Source organism: Vibrio sp. YT-16 (assembly GCF_033337405.1).
Taxonomy (GTDB): domain Bacteria; phylum Pseudomonadota; class Gammaproteobacteria; order Enterobacterales; family Vibrionaceae; genus Vibrio; species Vibrio alginolyticus.
This window is the reverse complement of sequence record NZ_JAWOQQ010000002.1, coordinates 425,169-447,834: the sequence shown is the minus strand read 5'-3', so window position 1 is coordinate 447,834 and position 22,666 is coordinate 425,169. Positions and strand designations below refer to the sequence as shown.

At 46.1% G+C, this 22,666-nt stretch carries 4 protein-coding genes; 3 read left to right on the top strand and 1 reads right to left on the bottom strand.

Translation table 11 applies throughout. From position 1 onward, the window contains the following. The first annotated feature begins 313 nt into the window (after positions 1-313). From yccS to R7F07_RS05230, 3 genes are all read left to right on the top strand, one after another. Positions 314-2,467 carry a YccS family putative transporter gene (yccS, locus tag R7F07_RS05240; protein ID WP_005376573.1) on the top strand — a complete coding sequence of 718 codons (2,154 nt, stop codon included), beginning with the start codon at positions 314-316 and terminating at the stop codon, positions 2,465-2,467. A 189-nt stretch (positions 2,468-2,656) separates the two neighbouring features. Then, entirely contained in the window at positions 2,657-2,887 is a 231-nt protein-coding gene (locus R7F07_RS05235) for a hypothetical protein (protein ID WP_005376575.1), read from the top strand. A gap of 80 nt (positions 2,888-2,967) precedes the next feature. Beyond that, on the top strand, positions 2,968-3,270 hold the full coding sequence (locus tag R7F07_RS05230; RefSeq protein WP_171342898.1) for a hypothetical protein: 303 nt from the start codon (positions 2,968-2,970) through the stop codon (positions 3,268-3,270). Between the two features lie 184 nt (positions 3,271-3,454). Here the strand turns inward: R7F07_RS05230 and R7F07_RS05225 are convergent, their stop codons facing one another. After that, the gene (locus R7F07_RS05225; RefSeq protein WP_318110454.1) at positions 3,455-22,072 is read right to left on the bottom strand and encodes a retention module-containing protein; all 18,618 of its coding nucleotides are present in this window, start codon (positions 22,070-22,072) and stop codon (positions 3,455-3,457) included. Positions 22,073-22,666 lie beyond the last annotated feature (594 nt).

Here is a 22,666-nt window from a genome sequence, read left to right as displayed (position 1 = left end):
CTTTTAGTTTAGAAGTTGTCGATTTATATCATTTTAAGGCGCTAAATTGTAGCAACGGCGAGCACCTAAGTAAGCTTCTTCTTCTATTCTTTAATAAAATTCACATTACTGTCGATTTAATAACCTAAAGCTGAGGTTATTTGAAGCTGGCTTTACAATCCTCAATACATGACCTGGCAGTTTTAATATAAGTCAATGACATCCCTGCTGATTTTATCAGCAACCACGAATTTTTCTTAAAGTAAATCATAAACGCGCTATAGTGGGTCTGGTAGTATTCCCCCTGTTCTTCATCGGAAACATAAGGCGCATTGTGCAAGCAACTTCTAAATTTCGGCTATATTGGGCAAACAAGACGATAAATTACAGCGTTCTTATCCTTATTACCTTACTGGGTGTGGTTATCCCAACTTGGTACTTCGAGCAAAACACGCTGATAACGCCATTAATATTAGGCGTTATTGCTGCTGCTTTGGCTGAAAGTGATGACAGTTTCACTGGACGCATCAAGGCTCTGATTCTCACCTTTCTCTGTTTTGCGCTTGCTGCTTTTTCAATTGAAATCTTGTTCGATACCCCTTGGGCTTTTGCGTTGGGATTATTTATCTCAACCTTCGGCTTCATCATTCTTGGAGCGATAGGTCCTAAGTACGCGAGTATTGCTTTTGGTTCGTTGCTGATCGCTATTTATACTATGCTTGGCGCACATGAAAGCACCAACATTTGGTTTCAGCCACTACTGCTTTTGACTGGTGCCGCATGGTATTACTTCATGTCCATGATTTGGCAGATATTTTGGCCTCTTCAACCGGTGCAACAAAGCTTAGCCAATGTGTTCTTCCAAATGGCGAATTATCTTGATGCGAAAGCCAAGCTTTTTCACCCTGTGACCAACTTGACGCCACAACCGCTACGGATTGAAGCTGCAAAATGCAATGCTGCCACGGTTACGGCACTAAACGCTTGTAAAACCACATTACTTAACCGATCGAAACGGGGTCACATTGATGGGCCTAGTGACCGATTTTTAAATATTTATTTCATCGCTCAAGACATTCACGAACGCGTCAGTTCTAGCCATTATCGCTATCAGGATTTAGCGACCGAATTTGAACGTTCTGATGTGCTGTTTCGTTTTAAATATCTTTTGGAGTCTCAAGCCCAAGCGTGTCGTGATATTGCACTAGCCATTCAGCTAGGAAATGAATACTCCCATACCGATCAATCTATTCTGGCATTAGCTGAAGTACAAAACTCTCTTGCTTATCTAGAAGAACAAAAGCAAGGGCACTGGAAACGTCTGCTGATGCAGTTAACATATTTATTCAATAACTTAGCGACGGTAGAAAAACAACTTAATAACATTAACAACCCAGATGTTGAAGGCCTCGAAGAAGATACCCTCGCCGATACCAACCCACACACGCTAAAGGCGATGTGGCAGCGTATATCAGCAAATTTACACAAAGATTCGATGCTGTTTCGGCATGCATTACGTATGTCAATTGCCTTAACGATTGGCTATGGAATCATTCAAATATTCAACATCGACCGAGGTTACTGGATACTCTTAACCACTTTATTCGTATGCCAACCGAACTACAGTGCCACTCGCCAAAAATTGACGGCGCGAGTAATAGGTACATTAGCTGGTTTGTTGATTGGTGTACCATTGCTGACTTTTTTCCCTTCTCAAGAAAGCCAGTTAGTATTTATCGTTATCTCTGGAGTCATGTTTTTCGCCTTCCGGATGAACAACTATGGGTACGCGACTGGTTTTATTACACTGCTCGTCCTCTTCTTATTTAATCAACTAGGTGAAGGTTACGCAGTTGTCCTTCCTCGACTAGCAGATACCCTCATCGGGTGTGTGCTTGCAGTAGGAGCTGTATTAGTTATTTTGCCCGACTGGCAGTCGAGAAGGCTTCACAAAGTTATGTCGGATGCGATAGAGGCGAACAAGCAGTATCTCGATCAGATCATTGGTCAGTATAGAATCGGCAAGAAAGACAATTTGAGCTACCGTATCGCTCGCCGCCAGGCCCACAATAATGATGCCTCACTCTCTTCTGCGATTAGTACGATGCTGGCGGAGCCTGGCAAATATCGCGCAGCTGTTGATGAAAGTTTTCGCTTCCTAACGTTAAATCACGCAATGTTGAACTATATTTCTGCATTAGGCGCGCACAGAACTCGCATCGAAGATGAGTCAATTCATAAACTCGTTTTAGATGCTCACCGTTGTATTCATCAACATCTGGATGTACTTCATAAACAGCTTCACCAGCATTGTGAGGAGTGTGACCTATCTAATATTGATGATGCTGGACTCGAGCAACGCTTAAATGAATGGCGCGATGAAGACGACAGCTCTGCCCGCATGGTATTGCAACAACTCCATCTTATCTATCGCATGCTCCCAGAGCTTCATTCACTTGCTAGCAAGTTTGCCGTCAGAGTAAGTTAGTAACATTCAAACCATATGTAAGAGGGAAGCGCTATATCGCTTCCCTTTTTATTTTTACGTTTCCACCTACCCCAAAGTGGGTAATTATGTACCTTCTTAGGAAAAATCTGACGTATCACTTAACACACCTTGACAATATTCGGACAAAAAGCAATCGATCAAATTCTAATCTATTTTGGTTGAATAAATATGTTGTATCCAAAGGATGAAGAATTTCGGGCAACGACGGATAAACCGAATCACGACGAAGGTATTGAGATGAACGCACAACAATTTAATGAACTTAAACAAAAGCTCAGTGATTTAACGGCAAGTCAGTTAAAGTCATTACAAGGTGAGATCAGCGTGAAACTAAATAAAGCGCAAAAACCGGTTCTATCTGGTGAAGAAAGAGAAATGCTTGCCAAACTGTTTGCCTAATCAAGTCATTGATATAAAACACTTGAACGTTTTATAAAGTCCACCTATGCTCTCACTATCATAATGTTGGGAGTAGTGATATGCCTGTATCGGGAATTCAATCTGGACACCACATCGTTCAGATGTCACAACAAATAGCCGAGAAAGCTGCACATGGCATTAGCAATAATGTAAGTAAGGTTAAAGAAGAGCTTTCTGATCACAACATCGATTTAGCTGCGGTTGCGGATGTCGCAATAACAGCCTCAACACCTAGCCTTCCCTCTCAAAAAGTTGAATCTCTCATCAACCTAGCACAAGCCGCTGGTTATAACCGAGTTGGCGCGTCTGTCATAGAGAAAAACAATGAAATCATTGGCAGCTTGCTAGACATCCACGTTTAGGCGATTTAACATCAAATTATCGCTATTTTAATTTCCAACTATCACTATAACGTCGTAACAAGATAACCCCTTTGCTTCGTTCTTGCTTTCTATTTCGATTCAAATATCTCCTGTTTAAAATCAAGCTTTCCCGAAAAAAATGGGCGGCTTATCAGAACCGCCCATTTTTATGTTGCATACAGGTTTATCCGTTATCAATAACACCGTTGTTGAGCAATGACTCTACAATCTCGTTGGAGCTGAGACCGTTGAAGTCGATTGAAGTACCTAAGTTTTCCACGACAATAGTCTGTTGAACATTTGCATCCGTCGTAATGTTCAGAGAAACACTTTCCGTCGATGCATCGTAGTCTGCCGAAATGTGACCAAGCAGATCATCCATGTCGATCATTGAGTTATTGAGATCAGAGATAACTTCACGTAAATCGATACTGTCTTCGTTAACAGTGAAGTCAGTAATGGTATCCACTGCCCCTTCATCAACGGAATCTACCGTCCACTTGAAGATATCGCTGCCGTCTCCACCCGTTAAGATATCTGAACCTAAGCCACCGATAAGCACGTCATCGCCATCGCCACCCAGAATAACGTCGTCACCGTCGCCACCAATCAAGTTGATACCTGTGTCTCCACCGACTAAATAGCTGTCGTCCACTGCGGTTGACTGGTCAATATCGTCGCTATCACTACTCACATCCAAACTAATTTGGACAGGTGAAGACTGCGCTTCATCGCCATTAGATTCCGTTGATATCGCCGTAAGCGAAATATCGTAAGAACCGACATCAATACCACTGTTAGTATCTGTTGCGACAATTTCTAGCGTATCAATTTCATCGCTTGGTACTGTCCAAGTGGTACCATCGAAGCTAATGCCTGATGGAGAAACGCCACTTGTTACCTCAGCACTAGCTGGTACGCCCGTTAGCTCCAAAGACAGCACCTCGTCAATATCAGTAAGCGCCGCCATGATTCCGACAATCGCTAAACCTTGACTGCTCGCGATTTGGCTAGCCGCAATTTGACGAATGTAATTAAACTGAGGATTTATACTCAATGTAGGTGCATCAGCTACAGGTGTCACATTGATAGTGAAATCTTGATTCGCTTCCAATGCGGTACCCGCATTTTCGAAGTACACGCCGTTGTCTTCGACTTTCACCGATAAAGTGATTGAAGCTGCGTTGACATCTCCTGCATCCACAAATACACCCTCAGAAGCGTCTGTTGCTCCAAGAACGGAGTTAATATTATCTGGTGTGCCCATTAGGGTTATTTCACCAGCCATCCCCGCCCCAACAGTCACACCACTACCTGCTGGCGGCTCGACACGAAGGTCGCCCTCGGTAACTGTAAGAGTCACCGTCATGATTTCATTCGCCTGCGCACCAGTGAAGTCGATGTCACTTACACTAATACCCGTTATTTTCTGGCCATCGGCTTCGTTGATCGTATCCGTTACCGATGCTGCAGTGATTTCAGGTGCGTCATTGGTCGCTTCAACATTCAACACTGCTGTGCCCGCGATTGTAATTGGGTCTGGAGCGCCGTTAGTGGTTCCGTCATCTGTGATTTCATAAGTGAAATTAACGTCACCAAAGAAATCTGCTGCGGGTTCAAACGTCCACTCTGTCGCACTCACTTGAGTCAACGTGCCGGAAGCTGGGTCCACTAACGCAACATTATCGACGGTCAAGTTGTCTGACTCAGGATCACTTGCGTTGCTCAGCAACTCAGTAGCCGTAATAGTTACCGAACCACCATCTTCTTCGGTACTACTCAACGTTACCTCTGATGTTACCGGTGCATCGTTCACCTCAGTGACTTCGAAGGTCGCCGTTCCTGACACCGTTTGAGGATCTGAAACACCGTTCGTTGTACCGTTGTCGGTAATGTTGTAGGTCAGATCGACCTTGCCGTTGTAGCCAGGCGCAGGAGTAAATGACCATGTACCTGTTACGTTGTCGAAATCCAATGTGCCGCTGCTTGGATCAACCAACTGGACATTGCTCACCATCAAGGTGTCGTTTTCAATATCAGACGCATTCGCCAACAAATCAGCTTGGGTAATATCAACCGCCGTACTGTCTTCTGCGATATCAGAAAGTGTCACTTCAGACGTCGTTGGAGCATCATTGACTTCCGTTACGTTGAACGATGCGCTGCCGTTAACCGATTTAGGATCGGATGCACCATTTGTCGTGCCATCATCTGTAATGGTGTACGTGATTTCAACTGGACCGTTGTAATCTGGTGCTGGGGTAAGTTCCCACTCTCCCGTGCCACTGTTGAAAATAATGCTGCCCGAATTCGGATCCGTTAACTGAACATTGCTAACCGTGAGATTATCGTTCTCTACGTCTGTCGCATTCGCAATAAGATCCGCTTCAGAGATGGAGAACACACCACTATCTTCTTCAATATCCGGTAGCGTCACTGGCGTAGTTTCTGGGGTATCATTCACCGCTGTCACTTCAATATTGAAGCTGCTGCTGTTGGTATTTAGGGTGTCATCTACCCCACCAATTACGATACCTTCATTACCTTGGTCATCGACTGTCACGTCCACCTGAACGTCACCAAAGAAGTTCAGCTCTGGATTAAACTCAATCAGACCGTCTGCAATGGCATTGTTTAGATCGGCCACTGTACCTTTCAGTTCAACGGAGTCCGTACCATCACCGCTCACTGTTAGGTTGTAAGTAGCGATGAGCGTTGGATTAAGCTCCAAGATACCGCTGTCGACGTTCACATTGAGTACATATTCAGCATTCGGATCATCGAGTACGGCATCAATATCGGTAATGCTGAAACCATCAAGCAGCATTGGCGTATCTTCTGGTGTTTCCACATCCACGGTATTGACGAACTCTGGACGATCGTTCACTGCTTCAACATCAACAGTGACATCAAACTCCTCTGCGGAGCCCAAGCTTTGACTGCCATCGAGCCCAGTATCAACGGCTTGCACTTTGAAATGCAGCGAACCATCCCATGAGTTATCGTTGCGATCACCAGAATTAAACACCACTTGATCCAAGTCTTGAGCATTGATTTCTAAGACAAAAACGCCGCCGCCTTGGTCAGTAAATACTGTCCCATCAGGTAATGAAACACTCGCCCCATCAGGGACATTGGAGACCTCAACTCTCAGCGTCTCTGGATCATTTTCCTGGTAGTTTGCACCATCTCCGATGGACTCTTTGTTATCAACCACTAACGCATTTACATTAATAACAATGTCTTCGCCCTCATTACCTGCAGCCGAAGTATCGGGATTCACATCAACATCATCACCAATAGGATTGACAATAAGCGTAAAGTTGTTGTTTCGTTCCGTTGGAACTTGTAGCAACTCCTCTTGAATGAAGACCGTAATACCTATCTCAGCCTCGCCACTAAAGTGTTTTGGCGGTTTAATTTGGATGTCACTCAGGTCAATGGACGTCTGAGTGAGATCTTTTAGTTGAATACTCCATTCGCCCCCACCGTTGTTCTTAACAACATAATCAGAGGAATTGGATTTAACGATAAAGTCATCAGGAAGCCCCGTTAACTTGAGTGAAACGAAACTCTCAGAACCGTCATTATCGTTCAGGCTGATCGAAACACCAGAGCCCGATTGATTCAGCGAAATTAAAGTATCTTCGTCACCAATCACCGTGATTGGCTGCGTCGGATCGGCACCTGTAATGGTAATGTCATCAACGACTGGCGTAACTTCAAATGTGACATCGTCAGTGAAGGTTCTCACATCTATATTATCGCCAGAGTTATTCAAGATAGACTGATCAAACACAGCTTCATCAGTAATTTCTCCCTCGATATTAATCTTGACGGTATTTTGGCCACCACCTACGGGGTAATTTTCTTTTGGCTTAAACAGAACATTGTCAAGCGCACCAGCTAAAATCTCAGCTTCATTAAACTCAATACTGGTTCCTAAGCTGTTACCATTGGCATCAACAAACTCACCTAATGTTGTGTCATCAAGCTCTAACTTGATGTTCGTTAGTGTTTCTCGACCACCTTGAGTGTTGTTAAATTGATCGGCAAAATCAACACTCAAGTTAAGTTGGATTAAGCCATCTTCGTAACCAACACCATCCGCCGTGGGAACGTCGTTATTTAGATCAGTTACAGGTTGTTTGTTTGCATCCAAGCCGAAAGTACCAACGATATCTACTTTTACATTCGGTGTGACATCGCTATCCAACGGCTGATCCCCGGCTGAACTCGGAACGTCTGCAACCGGTAAAACCTGAACTGGAAACTGGACATTATTTTCTTTTTCATCACCGGACTCAGTGTCTTTAGTGACAAACCGAATTGGTAATTCGAAATCACCTGCGTAATCTTCTGCCAAGTGCATCGTCAAGCCATCAAGGCCAGTAATATTTCCACTCGCATCGATATGGGCTTGGAACACGTATTTACCATTGACAAAATCAACATCCGTCCCCGTGATCACCAAACCAGGAGGAATGCCAGGAGCTGTCGGGTCGACGATAATAGTTAAGACATCTTCCACACCATCTGCATTAATCGCATCGACTTTCGACGTCAACTGAGCACCAAGGTTAATAGAATTGTCTTCCAACGCTTGAATTTGGACATCATCAGCCACCTGAATCTCTGCCGCTACACTCATTTTCGGTGTGAGGACGGTTGGAAACTCTAGTGTCACATCCGTTTGACGCACGACCGTCGCATCTTTTTCGTTGCCCAAATCTTCGCCCAAATCATTCACTTCTGCGTAAATGGTTAAGCCAATTTGAGAGAGACCACCGTTATCGCCATCGTCACTGTCATCGTTTGGTGTTAAATCAAGTCCAGACGGCGCTTTAATTGAGAAGTTGTCTTCATTAGTTACTGTCCAACGACCTCCACCTTCATTTAGTGCACCGACGATAACCAATTGGTTGAGGATCTCAGGGTCCACATTGTGAAATTGAACAACAAGTTGAGTCACCACTTCATCTGAAGACGCATCAAACTCTTGGTATTTAATGATATGAGCGCCAGATTCGCCCCCCATAGAAGTGTTGATCGTAAAGTCAATGTTACCTTGATCATCTGACTTCACGATATCGGTAGCACCACCACCACTTTCAGTGACAAGCAGACGGGTTTGGTCATCTATTGCCCCCGTATTATCCTCTGGCTCAACGATTGGATTAACTTGGACATTCACCGTACCATTGATGGTTTTCTCAGCGATACCTTCACCGGGATTCGAAGCGTCAACATATTCATGGTCAATCTCTTTCACAGTGACGGTCGTGGTCAAGTCAAAGTCAGTACTTGAATCCTGCTCCAACTGGACTTGAACATAGCCACTTTGAGAGATTTTAGCGGAAAAATCTTGCTCTGATTCACCAGCTTGCGGTGAAAGCGTTAGTGTTCCAGAAACAAGCGCTTGTGCCACACCATCTACATAGACCGTGCTGCCTGGAGGAAATCCAGAGATGGTTACATCACTAAAGAATTCATCGGTATCAGGGCTTTGTACGAGCGTCGGTTTCCAATCGATGTCAAAGCGCGTATCTTCATCTCCCTCCGATCGAACAACGTAGTTATCTTGAGCGTCAATAACGGGTTCGACCTTGATCCTTACCTCTCTTTCAATCACACGACTATGACCATCATTTTCGGTAACAATGATCGTCCCTGTAATCGCAATGTTTTCGGTTGAAGAGGCTTCTGGAATAATTTGAATACCGGAATTAAAATTCAGCCCAGTGATGTTTGCTTCGTAAATCGGTTGACCGTTACCATCATAGCCAACAAAGGTGAGGTCAACGCTTGAACCGTCTGAATCTACGACACGAACACCGTCGGGGATGTTGGACAGGATAACAGTAATGGCTTCTGAATCATCCTGTGGTCTATCGGCAACTTCACCTGATACAACCGAGAAGTTGAGGTTTACAACACCATTCTCTTCAATAGTCGTCTCTATCCCGGCCACATCTCCGTCTACGAATCGGTTCCAAACGTTCCCCGCGTCAATTAATACCGTGTCTGGTATGTCAGCAACACCTTTTACACCAACGATGACGGTCTTACTGCCCAGTGACAACACATCTTCTGTCGTACCGGTAGACAATGATGCTGTGTCTTTCACAATGCCTTCGACATTGAAAGTAAAGTCATCATTGCTGTGCAACGGAGGAAGAACTTCGACGTTCGCTAATTCAGACTCTGGCACTTCGTAATAAAGTACATTGCCGCCTGAATCGGTCACTTCTACTATCTGACTTGGGTTTGCTGAGTCCAGCCACACCAAAGTAACCCCATCAATTGAGAAGTTAGAAATGCGCACAAATAACGCTTCAGAACCATCTAAGTCCGCTGATGGTTTCATGGTGATCACTTCACTTAATTGGAGTGGGTCGTGATCAGTGACAGGGTCTACCGTATTTTGAGTTCGAGCGTTATCCTCAAACACATTAATTCGATTTACAGTAAAACTACCTTTATCCGCAACTGGGTTTACATCAATAATGATGGTTTCGGTTTCTGAGCGAGCAGTATCTTTCCCAAGCAGTGGATTGTTGTTTTCCGTCGTAATAGCGGTGACATCAATTCTGATTTCGCCCGAGAAGTTATCTATCGGATCAACTTGAACTTCATCAATTCGGCTTGCATCCACCAGATAAACACCACCGGATTTTGGTATCGCACTACCATCTGAATAGACTAACTCTGCGTTACCTTCTCCTTGTGTAAAGACAAGCTCGTACACAATGCCTTCAGGGTTACTAGTGTCTTGGGTTTCAGCCGTGATGTTAAGTGCGACATTGTTTCCATCTTCATCAACCGAGTAGTTAAATTCGCTGCTTGCCGTCCACGTTGCAATATCTGCGACGGCAGCAACTTCAATGTCTAAACGACCATTAATCGTATGATCTGGCGTACCATTGTTAAGAATTTCCACGCGGATACGAGGATCGATACCAGAAGCATCGGTTGATGTATGACGATCTGGTACGAAGTACAAGTTATCTAACGAGACAAGCTCACCATTGAATGACTGCTCAACATTTGATGCGTCGAGAACAACCGTATTGCCCACAGATGTTAATTCAATGTAGTTGCCACTGCCGTCTCGGTAGTAGAACGTACCGTTGTGAGTATCAGCATCTCGAATAGTGATGTCACCTAAGCTCTCGTTACGGTCGATATCGTGTAAATTGATAACCAAGTCGACTTTCGCAGGGTTAACATCCAGCGTCGACAAGTTGTCCTGAGTATTTGCAGAGTCAACGCCCACAACGACACCATCACGCCCTTGGTCTTCGAACGCAGTAACGGTAGACGTGTCAATTTGCGCATTGCGGTCTCTTATCGAGATATCCACATCGGCATCTGCGATATCGCCATCACCATCGGTTGCAACAACGTTGATGGTGAAATCAATCGAGTCGGTTTCGGTATGGTCAAGATCGTCATTCGGACGGAATGACACACTGCCATCGGTTCGAACAACCAAACGACCGATTTCAGTATCCACTCCGTCAAGAACCTTGTGAACAAATACGACTTGGTCGCTGCCGTTCAAATCGACAGAATCAGAATCAACACCGTTTTGCTTAAAGTAAATGCCTGAATCATCAGCCGAGAATGAAGTCACTTGTGCGCCGTCAGCACCAAGGTCATCATCCCCCTCTACAGGGTCTCGGAATAAACGAACCGTGCGGCTGCCTTGCCCCTCAACACGCGAAATAGATGCATCGTGCAAGGTTGGAACATCATCGGTAATCGTCACTGGTAAGTTAATACCTGCCGTATCACCATCGACATCGGTCGCAAAGACTGGGAGATCAAGTATGAGTGTATCTTCGCCTTGAGTTGAGTGATCTAGCGCACCCTCAAGCGTAAACTTGTAAGAGCCGTCAGCGTTCAAAACTAGTGTGAACACTGAGTTACCATCAGGTGTTTGACCTTGATAAGTAAAGTTGTTGTTGCTTACCGCGGTTTGAACTAACGTCACCGCAAAACCACCTGAAGTTACTCCTGGTATCGGGTTAGAAGTAAGATCCAGCTGATAAGAGACAACGGTATCTGCCCCTTCCACCGTATCGAAATTGCCCGTTGCTTCTAGGCTGTCTTTGTTGGTTGCCTGAGAGCCGTTGGCAAGGTCATCCTCATCAACAGCCAAAGCATCTGCTGATTTAATTTCGGGAATGTCATCAACTACGGTAATTGGAAGATTCAGTGATGATGACGTGTCACCATCAAAGTCTGTTACTGTAATTGGAATATCAATGACAAGGTTGTTTTCACCTTGAACAGCGTCATGGTCGATTGGTCCCAACAGCTCAAATTGGTAGCTGTCATTATTCGCATCAAGAGACAGCGTGAAGATCTTAGTTGATGTGCCAGTAATAACCGCTTCGTAACTGGTTACTCCACCATTCGTGCTTACTAGATTCAACTCGATGCTGCTGCCGTTCGACGTTAAACCAGACACGACTGCATCGAGGTCTGAAACTTGGTAGCTGACAATCTTGTCTGCACCAGCAACGACCTCAAATCCGCCGTTCAATACCGTTGAATCACTACTTGTCGTGTCAGAGCCACCGGAAAGATCATCTTCATCAACGGTTTGTTGGCTAGAGTCTGTCACTTTCACAATAGCTGGGACATCGTCCACCACGGTGATCGGCAAGGTGATGTTATTGGACACATCGCCATCAAAATCAGTCGCGTTGACTGGGAAGTTAATGACCAACGAGTTTTCATCGTTACCCGCAGGATGATCAAGTGCACCCAACAGTTCAAATTCATAACTGTCTGCTGAACCATTTAGCGTCAGTTTAAAGACGGTGTCCGTCGTACCTTGTACATAAGCTCGGTACTCAATCACACCGTTTGAATTTGAAAACTCAACCAACTCAAGCGGTTGACCACCTGAGGTAAGGCCAGAAACAGGCGATGTTAAACTATCCAACTGGAAGCTAACGATAGAGTCGGCACCATCAGTAACGTCAAAGTTGCCACCAATGATATTGGATTCTGGCGTGTCGTCCGAACCTTGGCTTGGAATATCATCCTCATCCACAGACAAGGTACTACCAGAGCTAATAGCATCAATGGTTGGTTTGTCATCTACGATCGTAACTGGCAAGGTCGCAGTGATGGTATCGTTGTCGCCATCCGTGATCTTCACAGGTAGATTCAACAAAATCTCATCAGAGTTAACCGCGTGATCTAACTGACCAGATAACTCAAAGTCGTATTTACCATCTTGATGAAGTGTCAACGTGAAGACCGTCACTCCACCCGGTGTTTGTCCCACGTAAACAAGCGCGTCAGCAGTTGAAGCGCCAACGTCTTGAGAAAGTGTTACCTCTTCTCCACCCGATTTCAGATTCGGGATAGGATTTGAGCTTAGATCCAATTCGAAAGCATCAATACCATCTGCGCTAGTGACTTCGAACTCACCTGATACCGTTAATGGCTCTTTCGTTCCATCAGAACCAAGAGGTAAGTCATCTTCGTCGACACGTAGACTTTCAATATTGGTAACAACTGGAACATCGTCCACAACGGTAATTGGCAATGTGAAGGCTGGTGAAGTATCACCATCATTATCTGTCGCCGTCACAGGGAGGTTAATAACAATCTCGTTTTGCTGATTACCATCGGGATGATCAAGCGGCTTCTGTAAATCGAACTCGTAGGTGTTGTTCGTTGCATCCAACGTCAGTTCGAACACCACTTCAGCAGGATTGCCTGCGACACCTTGGTATACGTTCACGCCGTTTGCGCTAGAAGACAGAACTAAGGTGATAGCTTCACCATCTGAAGTCAGTGACGCAACAGGCGTGGTCAGGTCACTCAGCTGAATAGAAGCAACTTGGTCAGCACCTTCGGTGATATCAAAAGTACCTGAAATAACAGTATCTTCTGCACTTGCAGCATCCGTACCTGCTGGTAGGTCATCTTCATCAACGGTTTGTTCGCTGCCTGCTAGTAAACCGTCAATGGTCGGAACATCATCCACAACCGTAATTGGTAAGGTGATGTTGTTCGACACGTCTCCATCAAAGTCAGTCGCGTTTATCGGTAAATTGATGACCAGTTCATTTTGGCCATCAGCATTTGGATGATCGAGAGGAGCAAGCAAATCGAAAGTGTAGCTATCATCAGAAGCATCGAGAGTCACACGGAATACTGGTGTCGTCGTGCCATCAATACGAGCTTCGTAAACTGAAACGCCACCTGCGTTTGATACTTCAACCATAACCAGAGATTGACCACCAGAGGTCAGGCCTTGTACTGGCGTGGTTAGGTCAGAAACGCTGTACTCCACAATGCCATCAGAGCCATCAGTCGCGATGAAGTTACCTGCAATGCTGTTCGACTGCGTACCATCAGATCCGACTGTTGGGATATCGTCCTCGTCAACCGTTTGCACACTTGTTGCTTCGATGCCACCAAGTGTCGGTTTGTCATCAACGATCTTGACAGGAATTGTCTCAGCAGACGTGTCGCCATCAAAGTCGGTTGCGATGATTGGGAAGTTGAGCGTTAACTCATCACTATCAACAGCATGATCGATTGGGCCTTCAAGCGTGAAGTTATAAGAGCCATCAGTGTTCACTGTCAGTGTAAAGACCGACTCGGTGCCTGCTGTTGCTTGATAGGTAAAGCTGCCGTCGCCATTTGCGGTTTCAGCCAATGTGACTGCCACGCCTTGTGATGTGAGTCCAGCCACTGGTGTTGCTGAAGCATCAAGCTGATAGCTCACTACTCGGTCAGAGCCTTGTGTGGTGGTGAAGTTGCCATCGATTGAAATCGGGCCAGTCTGATCCGAACCAATCGTGCCTAAGTCATCTTCGTCAACGGTAATTGCATCGACATCGGTAATGGTTGGCTTATCATCCACGATGGTGACTGGGATCGTTTCTGTGGTGGTATCACCATCAAAGTCCGTCGCGATGATTGGGAAGTTCAGTGTCAGCTCATCACTACCCGTCGCATGGTCGATTGGACCTTGCAGCGTGAAGTTGTATGAACCATCCGTATTAACGGTCAGCGTAAATACGGCTTCAGTTCCTGCTGTCGCTTCATAAGTGTAGCTACCGTCGCCGTTTGCAGTTTCCGTCAGCGTGACGGCCACACCTTGTGATGTCAGACCATCAACTGGTGTTGCAGCAGTATCTAATTGGTAGCTCACTACCCCATCAGAGCCTTGCGTTGTAGTGAAGTTGCCATCGATTGAAATTGGATCTGAGCCATCAGATCCAATCGTCGCTAGGTCATCTTCATCCACACGGATTGCGTCTACATCAGTGATGGTTGGTTTATCATCAACGATGGTGACAGGTAGTGTTTCCGTCGACGTGTCGCCATCAAAATCTGTTGCGATAATCGGGAAGTCGATTTGTAGACTGTCACTATTCACCGCATGGTCTAGTGGACCTTGCAGAGTAAAGGTGTAGCTGCCATCTGGCTTCACAACCAATTCAAATACGGCATTGCCATCTGCTGTGGCAGTGTAAGTAAAGCTGCCATCACCATTTGTTGTCTCAGTAAGCACGACAGGCTCACCATGAGAGGTCAACCCTGCTACTGGATCTGCTGTTGCATCAAGCTGGTATTTAACAACACTGTCCGAGCCTTCAGTTGTGGTGAAAGAGCCCGACATAAACGCATCATCGTTTTGGTCTGAGCCAATTGAGGCAAGGTCATCTTCGTCTACTGTTAGTGGGACAACGTTATCGATGGTTGGAACGTCATCAGTAATCGTGACTGGAATAGTCGCGGTTGTCGTATCGCCATCAAAGTCTGTTGCAATGATTGGGAAGTTCAGAACCAATTCATCGCTGTTTAACGCGTGATCCACCGGCCCTTCAAGACGGAAATTGTATGTGCCATCAGCATTAACATTCATGGTGAAGACCGGATTGCCATCCGCGGTAGCCACGTAAGTGAAGCTGCCATCAGCATTCGCATTCTCTACCAAAGTAACAGGCTCACCGTGAGAAGTTAAACCTGCGACAGGATCAGCCGTTGAATCAAGTTGGTAGCTCACTACACGGTCTGAACCTTGGGTAGTGGTGAACGCGCCTTCAACAAACACAGCGTCACTTTGGTCTGAGCCAATACCTGATAAATCATCTTCGTCTACAGCCAGAGGCACAACATTATCGATGATTGGCGCATCATCCGTAATGGTGACTGGAATGGTTGCCGTGGTCGTATCACCATCAAAATCGGTGGCAATAATTGGGAAATCAATCGTCAGGCTGTCGCTGTTAGCGGCATGGTCAATCGGGCCTTGCAGCGTAAAGTCGTACGTACCATCTGTTGCGACATTCAACGTGAAGACAGGATTACCGTCAGCGGTCGCCACATAGGTAAAGCTGCCGTCGCCATTCGCGGTTTCCACCAAGGTAATCGCCTCACCTTGAGAGGTTAGCCCCGCAACAGGATCAGCAGTTGAATCCAGTTGATAGCTCACCACTCGGTCAGAGCCTTGAGTGGTCGTAAACGCGCCTTCAACGAACAGATCGCCGCCAGGGTCGGAACCCACACCGCTAAGATCGTCTTCATCGACACTTAACGCATCCACCGCTGTGATGGTCGGTACATCATCAACAATCGTGACTGGAATGGTTTCAGTAACGGTGTCGCCATCGAAGTCGGTTGCGATAATTGGGAAGTTGAGTGTCAGCTCATCACTATCAACCGCGTGATCAATTGGCCCTTCTAGCGTGAAGTTATAAGAGCCATCAGTATTCACTGTCAGCGTAAAGACCGCTTCAGAGCCCGCTGTTGCTTCGTAGGTAAAACTGCCATCACCATTTGCAGTTTCTGTTAGCGTGACAGCCACACCTTGCGAGGTTAAACCGTCAACTGGTGTTGATGTGCCATCGAGTTGGTAGCTCACCACTCGGTCTGAACCTTGCGTGGTGGTGAAGTTACCATCAATAGAAATCGGGTTGCTTTGGTCTGAGCCAATTGACGCTAGATCATCTTCATCAACCGTAATGGAATCCACGTCAGTAATAACTGGCTTATCGTCTACGATCGTCACTGGGATAGTGGCATTTGTGGTGTCGCCATCAAAGTCGGTCGCGATGATTGGGAAGTTCAGTATCAACTCATCACTATCTACTGCGTGGTCGATTGGACCTTCAAGCGTGAAGTTATAGCTACCATCAGTATTCACTGTCAGCGTAAAGACCGCTTCAGTACCCGCTGTCGCCTCGTAAGTAAAGCTGCCATCACCGTTTGCGGTTTCAGTCAGCGTGACGGCCACGCCTTGTGATGTAAGGCCGTCAACTGGTGTTGCAGAAGCATCAAGCTGATAGCTCACCACTCGGTCCGAGCCTTGTGTGGTGGTGAAGTTGCCATCGATTGAAATCGGGTCAGTTTGATCTGAGCCAATCGTGCCTAAATCATCTTCATCAACGGTAATCGCATCGACATCGGTAATGGTCGGCTTATCATCCACGATGGTGACTGGGATCGTTTCTGTGGTGGTATCACCATCAAAATCCGTCGCGATGATTGGGAAGTTCAGTGTCAGCTCATCACTGTCTGTCGCATGGTCAATTGGCCCCTGAAGCGTGAAGTTGTATGAACCATCCGTATTCACGGTCAGCGTAAATACGGCTTCAGTTCCTGCTGTCGCTTCATAAGTGTAGCTACCGTCGCCGTTTGCAGTTTCCGTCAGCGTCACTGCCACACCTTGCGATGTTAGGCCATCAACTGGCGTTGCAGCAGTATCTAATTGGTAGCTTACTACCCCATCAGAGCCTTGCGTTGTAGTGAAGTTGCCATCGATTGAAATTGGATCTGAGCCGTCAGAGCCAATCGTCGCTAGGTCATCTTCATCCACACGGATTGCGTCTACGTCAGTGATGGTTGGTTTATCATCAACGATGGTGACAGGTAACGTCTTCGATGAGGTGTCGCCATCAAAGTCTGTTGCGATAATCGGGAAGTCGATTTGCAGACCGTCGCTATTCACCGCATGGTCTAGTGGGCCCTGCAGAGTAAAGGTGTAGCTGCCATCTGGCTTCACCACCAATTCAAATACGGCATTGCCATCTGCTGTGGCAGTGTAAGTAAAGCTGCCATCACCATTTGTTGTCTCAGTAAGCACGACAGGCTCACCATGAGAGGTCAACCCTGCTACTGGATCTGCTGTTGCATCAAGCTGGTATTTAACAACACTGTCCGAGCCTTCAGTTGTGGTGAAAGAGCCCGACATAAACGCATCATCGTTTTGGTCTGAGCCAATTGAGGCAAGGTCATCTTCGTCTACTGTTAGTGGGACAACGTTATCGATGGTTGGAACGTCATCAGTAATCGTGACTGGAATGGTCGCGGTCGTCGTATCGCCATCAAAGTCTGTTGCAATGATTGGGAAGTTCAGAACTAGTTCATCGCTGTTTAACGCATGATCAACCGGACCTTCTAGACGGAAGCTGTATGTACCGTCTGCATTCACGTTCATGGTGAAAACCGGATTGCCATCCGCGGTAGCCACGTAAGTAAAGCTGCCATCGGCATTCGCCGTCTCTACCAGAGTAACTGGCTCACCTTGGGAGGTTAGCCCCGAAACAGGATCAGAAGTTGAATCAAGTTGGTAGCTCACCACGCGGTCTGAACCTTGGGTAGTGGTGAACGCGCCTTCAACAAACACAGCGTCAGTTTGGTCTGAGCCAATACCTGATAAATCATCTTCGTCTACAGCCAGAGGCACAACATTATCGATGATTGGTGCATCATCCGTGATCGTAACGGGAATGGTTGCCGTGGTCGTATCACCATCAAAATCGGTGGCAACAATTGGGAAATCAATCGTCAGGCTGTCGCTGTTAGCTGCATGGTCAATCGGACCTTGCAGCGTAAAGTCGTACGTACCATCTGTTGCGACATTCAACGTGAAGACTGGATTACCGTCAGCGGTCGCCACATAGGTAAAGCTGCCGTCGCCATTCGCGGTTTCCACCAAGGTAATCGCCTCACCTTGAGAGGTTAGCCCCGCAACAGGATCAGCAGTTGAATCCAGTTGATAGCTCACCACTCGGTCAGAGCCTTGAGTGGTCGTAAACGCGCCTTCAACGAACAGATCGCCGCCAGGGTCGGAACCCACACCGCTAAGATCGTCTTCATCGACACTTAACGCATCCACCGCTGTGATGGTCGGTACATCATCAACAATCGTGACTGGAATGGTTTCAGTAACGGTGTCGCCATCAAAGTCGGTTGCGATAATTGGGAAATTCAGTGTCAACTCATCACTATCAACCGCATGATCAATTGGCCCTTCAAGTGTGAAGTTGTAAGAGCCATCAGTATCTACTGTCAGAGTAAATACTGGGTTTCCACCCGCAGTCGCTTCATAAGTGAAACTGCCGTCACCGTTTGCCGTTTCAGTCAGCGTTACCGCTACACCTTGCGATGTTAAACCGTCAACTGGTGTTGATGTGCCATCGAGTTGGTAGCTCACCACTCGGTCTGAACCTTGTGTGGTGGTGAAGTTACCATCAATAGAAATTGGATTGCTTTGGTCTGAACCGATTGACGCTAGATCATCTTCATCAACCGTAATGGTGTCGACGTCGGTAATAACAGGCTTATCGTCCACGATCGTCACAGGGATCGTGGCGTTTGTGGTATCGCCATCAAAGTCTGTTGCGATGATTGGGAAGTTCAGTGTCAGCTCGTCGCTATCAACAGCATGATCGATTGGACCTTCAAGCGTGAAGTTATAGCTACCATCAGTATTCACTGTCAGCGTAAAGACCGCTTCAGTCCCCGCTGTCGCCTCGTAAGTAAAGCTGCCATCACCATTTGCGGTTTCCGTCAGTGTGACTGCCACGCCTTGTGATGTGAGTCCAGCCACTGGTGTTGCTGAAGCATCAAGCTGATAGCTCACTACTCGGTCAGAGCCTTGTGTGGTGGTGAAGTTACCATCGATTGAAATCGGGTCAGTCTGATCCGAACCAATCGTGCCCAAATCATCTTCATCAACGGTAATCGCATCGACATCGGTAATGGTCGGCTTATCATCCACAATGGTAACAGGCAATACGATTTGACTTGTGTCACCATCAAAGTCTGTAGCAATAACGCTAAAATCAAGGGTTAAGCTGTCGCTATTTGCCGCATGGTCAATTGGACCTTGCAGCTCAAAACTGTACGAGCCGTCGGTATTCAAAATTAATGTGAAAACTGCACTGCCATTTGCCGTTGCGCTGTAGGTGTAACTGCCATCTGCATTTTGCGTTTCGGCAATGGAAACGGTTTGACCTTGAGATTGCAGGCCATTTAAAGAATCAGCGTTTACATCCAACTGATACTGTACGACGCCATCAGAACCTTGAGTTGTCGTGAACTGACCTTCAACCAATGTTGGCTGTGATTGGTCTGAGCCTACCGAACTTAAGTCATCTTCATCGACGTTAAGAGCGACAACGTCATTAATAGTTGGCACATCATCAGTAATGGTAACCGGTAGAACAAGTGAGCTGGTGTCACCGTCAAAGTCCGTTGCGACAATAGTGAAGTCTAGAGTTAAGCTATCGCTACCCACAGCATGATCGATTGGACCTTCAAGGGTAAATGAATAAGAACCGTCAGGGTTCACTTGTAAGGTGAAAATAGCGTCCCCTTCTGCCGTTGCAGAATAGGTAAAGCTGCCATCTGAATTGGTTGTTTCCGTCAGAGAGATAGATCGCCCCTGCGATTCCAACCCATTGAGTGGATCAGTGCCGCTCTCTAATTGATAACTTACAACACGGTCTGAGCCCTGAGTCGTCGTGAAGCTACCTTGCGCGAACACAGAGTCGCTTTGATCGGAGCCAATGCTTGATAAATCGTCTTCATCGACGGCTAGCGCATCAACGCCATCAATCGAAGGAACGTCATCTTGAACTTGAATGACAATTTGCGCAGCTTCTGGTGTGTTCGAACCTTCGGTAATAGAGGAGCGGTCACCATCCGCATCTACCGCGTAAACTGGCAGTGAGAAAGTGAGCGAGTCATCGTTAGCACCCGTATGGTCAAGTTGTTCATACAAGTTGAATTGGTATTCGCCCAATGCAGGTGCATCAATCGCCACATCAAATACGGTAATACGCACACCATCCAGCTCAATGAAGCCTTCGTAAGTACGTACGCCGTTACTCTCGGACGCTAGTTCTAGTTGAACAACCTGCCCTTGAGATTGGAGTTCTCCACCAACATTGAACTCTGTAGGTTCCAACTCATAGTGATCAATGATGTCACTACCGACCGCTGTCGTGATCGCCCCAGTACCACTTGTTACTACCGCGCCTTCCTGTGAACCTTGGTCAACACCCGCCTCGTCTAAAGACAATCCCGTCACGTTCTCAATCACTGGATTATCGCCATCAAGGATGGTCATCGTAAAGGTGTTGCTTGCTGTATCTTGGTCAAAGTCGACGATTGTGGTTGGCAAAGAGAGCTCAATCGTATCTTCACCGTTTGTTTGTTCTAACGGCTTAAATTGCTCAAATTGGTAGGTACCATCAGTATTCAGACTGATGGTTAAGACGGTTTCATTCGAGCCAGCAATGGACAAGGTGATAGTACTGCCGTCTTCAGAGAGTACCGCTTCTGTCGCCTGATTATCACTCAATAGGCCATCGAACTGACTAAGTCCTTCTTGATTAAACGTGACCGTTGCCAATTGATCACTACCAATATCAACAAAGGTGCCAGTGATTGGTGTAGAAGAAGATTCAACGTTTTCAAAAGTAACGTTTTGCGGCGCAGGATCATCGCCATCAATAACGGTTGTCGTAAAATCAATAGGCGCTTGAATGCTGTTCCCACCAATATCTGCGCCAGTAATATCAAAAGCGATATTGATTTGATCACCGACGATAGATACTTGGCCATCAGCGATGGACGCCACATGGTCAATACCCTGGCTAATCGTGGTAACGACCTCTAACTCTAAATCACGGCCTAAAGATGTCGCTTCGATCTCGATACGAAGCACTTCGTTACCACCTTGAGTGCCGATAATGGCATTTTGCGCTTCGTCGTAAACGAACGCTACTGGCTGACCACCAGAGGTAATGTCACTATTTAACTCGGTTAACAAAGACTCTAATGAGGACGTTTCAGGTACAAATGAAGCAGTATCAAGTGCGAGATCCCCTGCTTCAACCAGCACACTAGAAGAAATGGTTTGCGGGTAGCTAGATAGAGAAATTGAGCCTTCTGTTACGCTAGATTGCAGTGACTGCCCACCATCAGCAAAAATCGTGACATTCAAACCGTCATCTTCGTCGCGATCATCTTCTCCGCTGCGAGTCGCAGACGTTTCAAAAAAAGTAGACGCGAGTACTTCCGGGTTATTATATTCAACCGTCACGTAGCCAGCATTAGCCGAGCCTTCAGCACCTGCGCCAGCAGCTGTTGCTTCTAAGATAGCGGTAGGGTCAGCTCCGTCTAAAATAGCTTGCTGGATAGCGGCAATATCGTTGGCGTCGAAGTCAGCACTTCCAATAGCCGTTGGGTCAAAAGTCACCAAGCCATTAACTGGAGATTGTACCAATACTGGTTCTAGTGATTCAGAAGAAGGCACAGGAAGACAAGCAACACAATTTGCATCGACCAGATAAAGCTCATTATTTATCTGTACGTCGAGAGAAGCATTATTTTCTGTGATAATAATCTCGCCAGGTCTTAACTCATCCCCCGCTTTTATGACCTTAACGTTTCCATCCAGGCCCAAAACCAAAACTTCACCTTTGACAGCATTTACAATCGCGCTCTGCGGTACCGTGTGCGTACTCATCTGACCTCCGCTAATGGCTTACGTTTCCCATTAACCTTTTTAGATAATTTCTTATTAATTTAGTGCGGCATACTGCACACCTTTATGCGATTAAACTAAGTATTGAATCATTAAACAATCGATAAATACCCTACTACCGAGCAACATAAGTAAAACTTACTCGTAGTCACAGAAATGTGACACATGTGCTAACACGTAGATATCGAATAATTATATGAAATTGATACCTTATTCTAATTAAGTGTAGTTGTTTTAAGAAAAGAAGAGAGATGAAATCATTCAGCTAAACGCCAGACTGCCGGTTGCGATCAATAATGGAAGAAAAGCAATGAGAATGTTGTATACACCGGAGCGTGATGACAGCTTAATCAATATCGGTGACGAAAAAAACGTAACGATTAAATATTGAACAACATAAATTGCAGGACAAAATGCAACGATAAAAATGTGGCTTACGATATGAATCCCCGCACACCACGAGTTCGGTTTTGTTCTGATATACAGCAAAAAAAACACGAGCAAGCTAATAATAAAATACATAAACACAGCACTTGAAAATAATTATCATTTTCAATCATATGTAAATATTCCCTT

Coding starts and splice junctions, on each gene's coding strand:
- R7F07_RS05235 (WP_005376575.1), top strand. CDS start 2,657: ATGTTGTATCCAAAGGATGAAGAATTTCGGGCAACGACGGATAAACCG.
- R7F07_RS05225 (WP_318110454.1), bottom strand. CDS start 22,072: ATGAGTACGCACACGGTACCGCAGAGCGCGATTGTAAATGCTGTCAAA.
- R7F07_RS05230 (WP_171342898.1), top strand. CDS start 2,968: ATGCCTGTATCGGGAATTCAATCTGGACACCACATCGTTCAGATGTCA.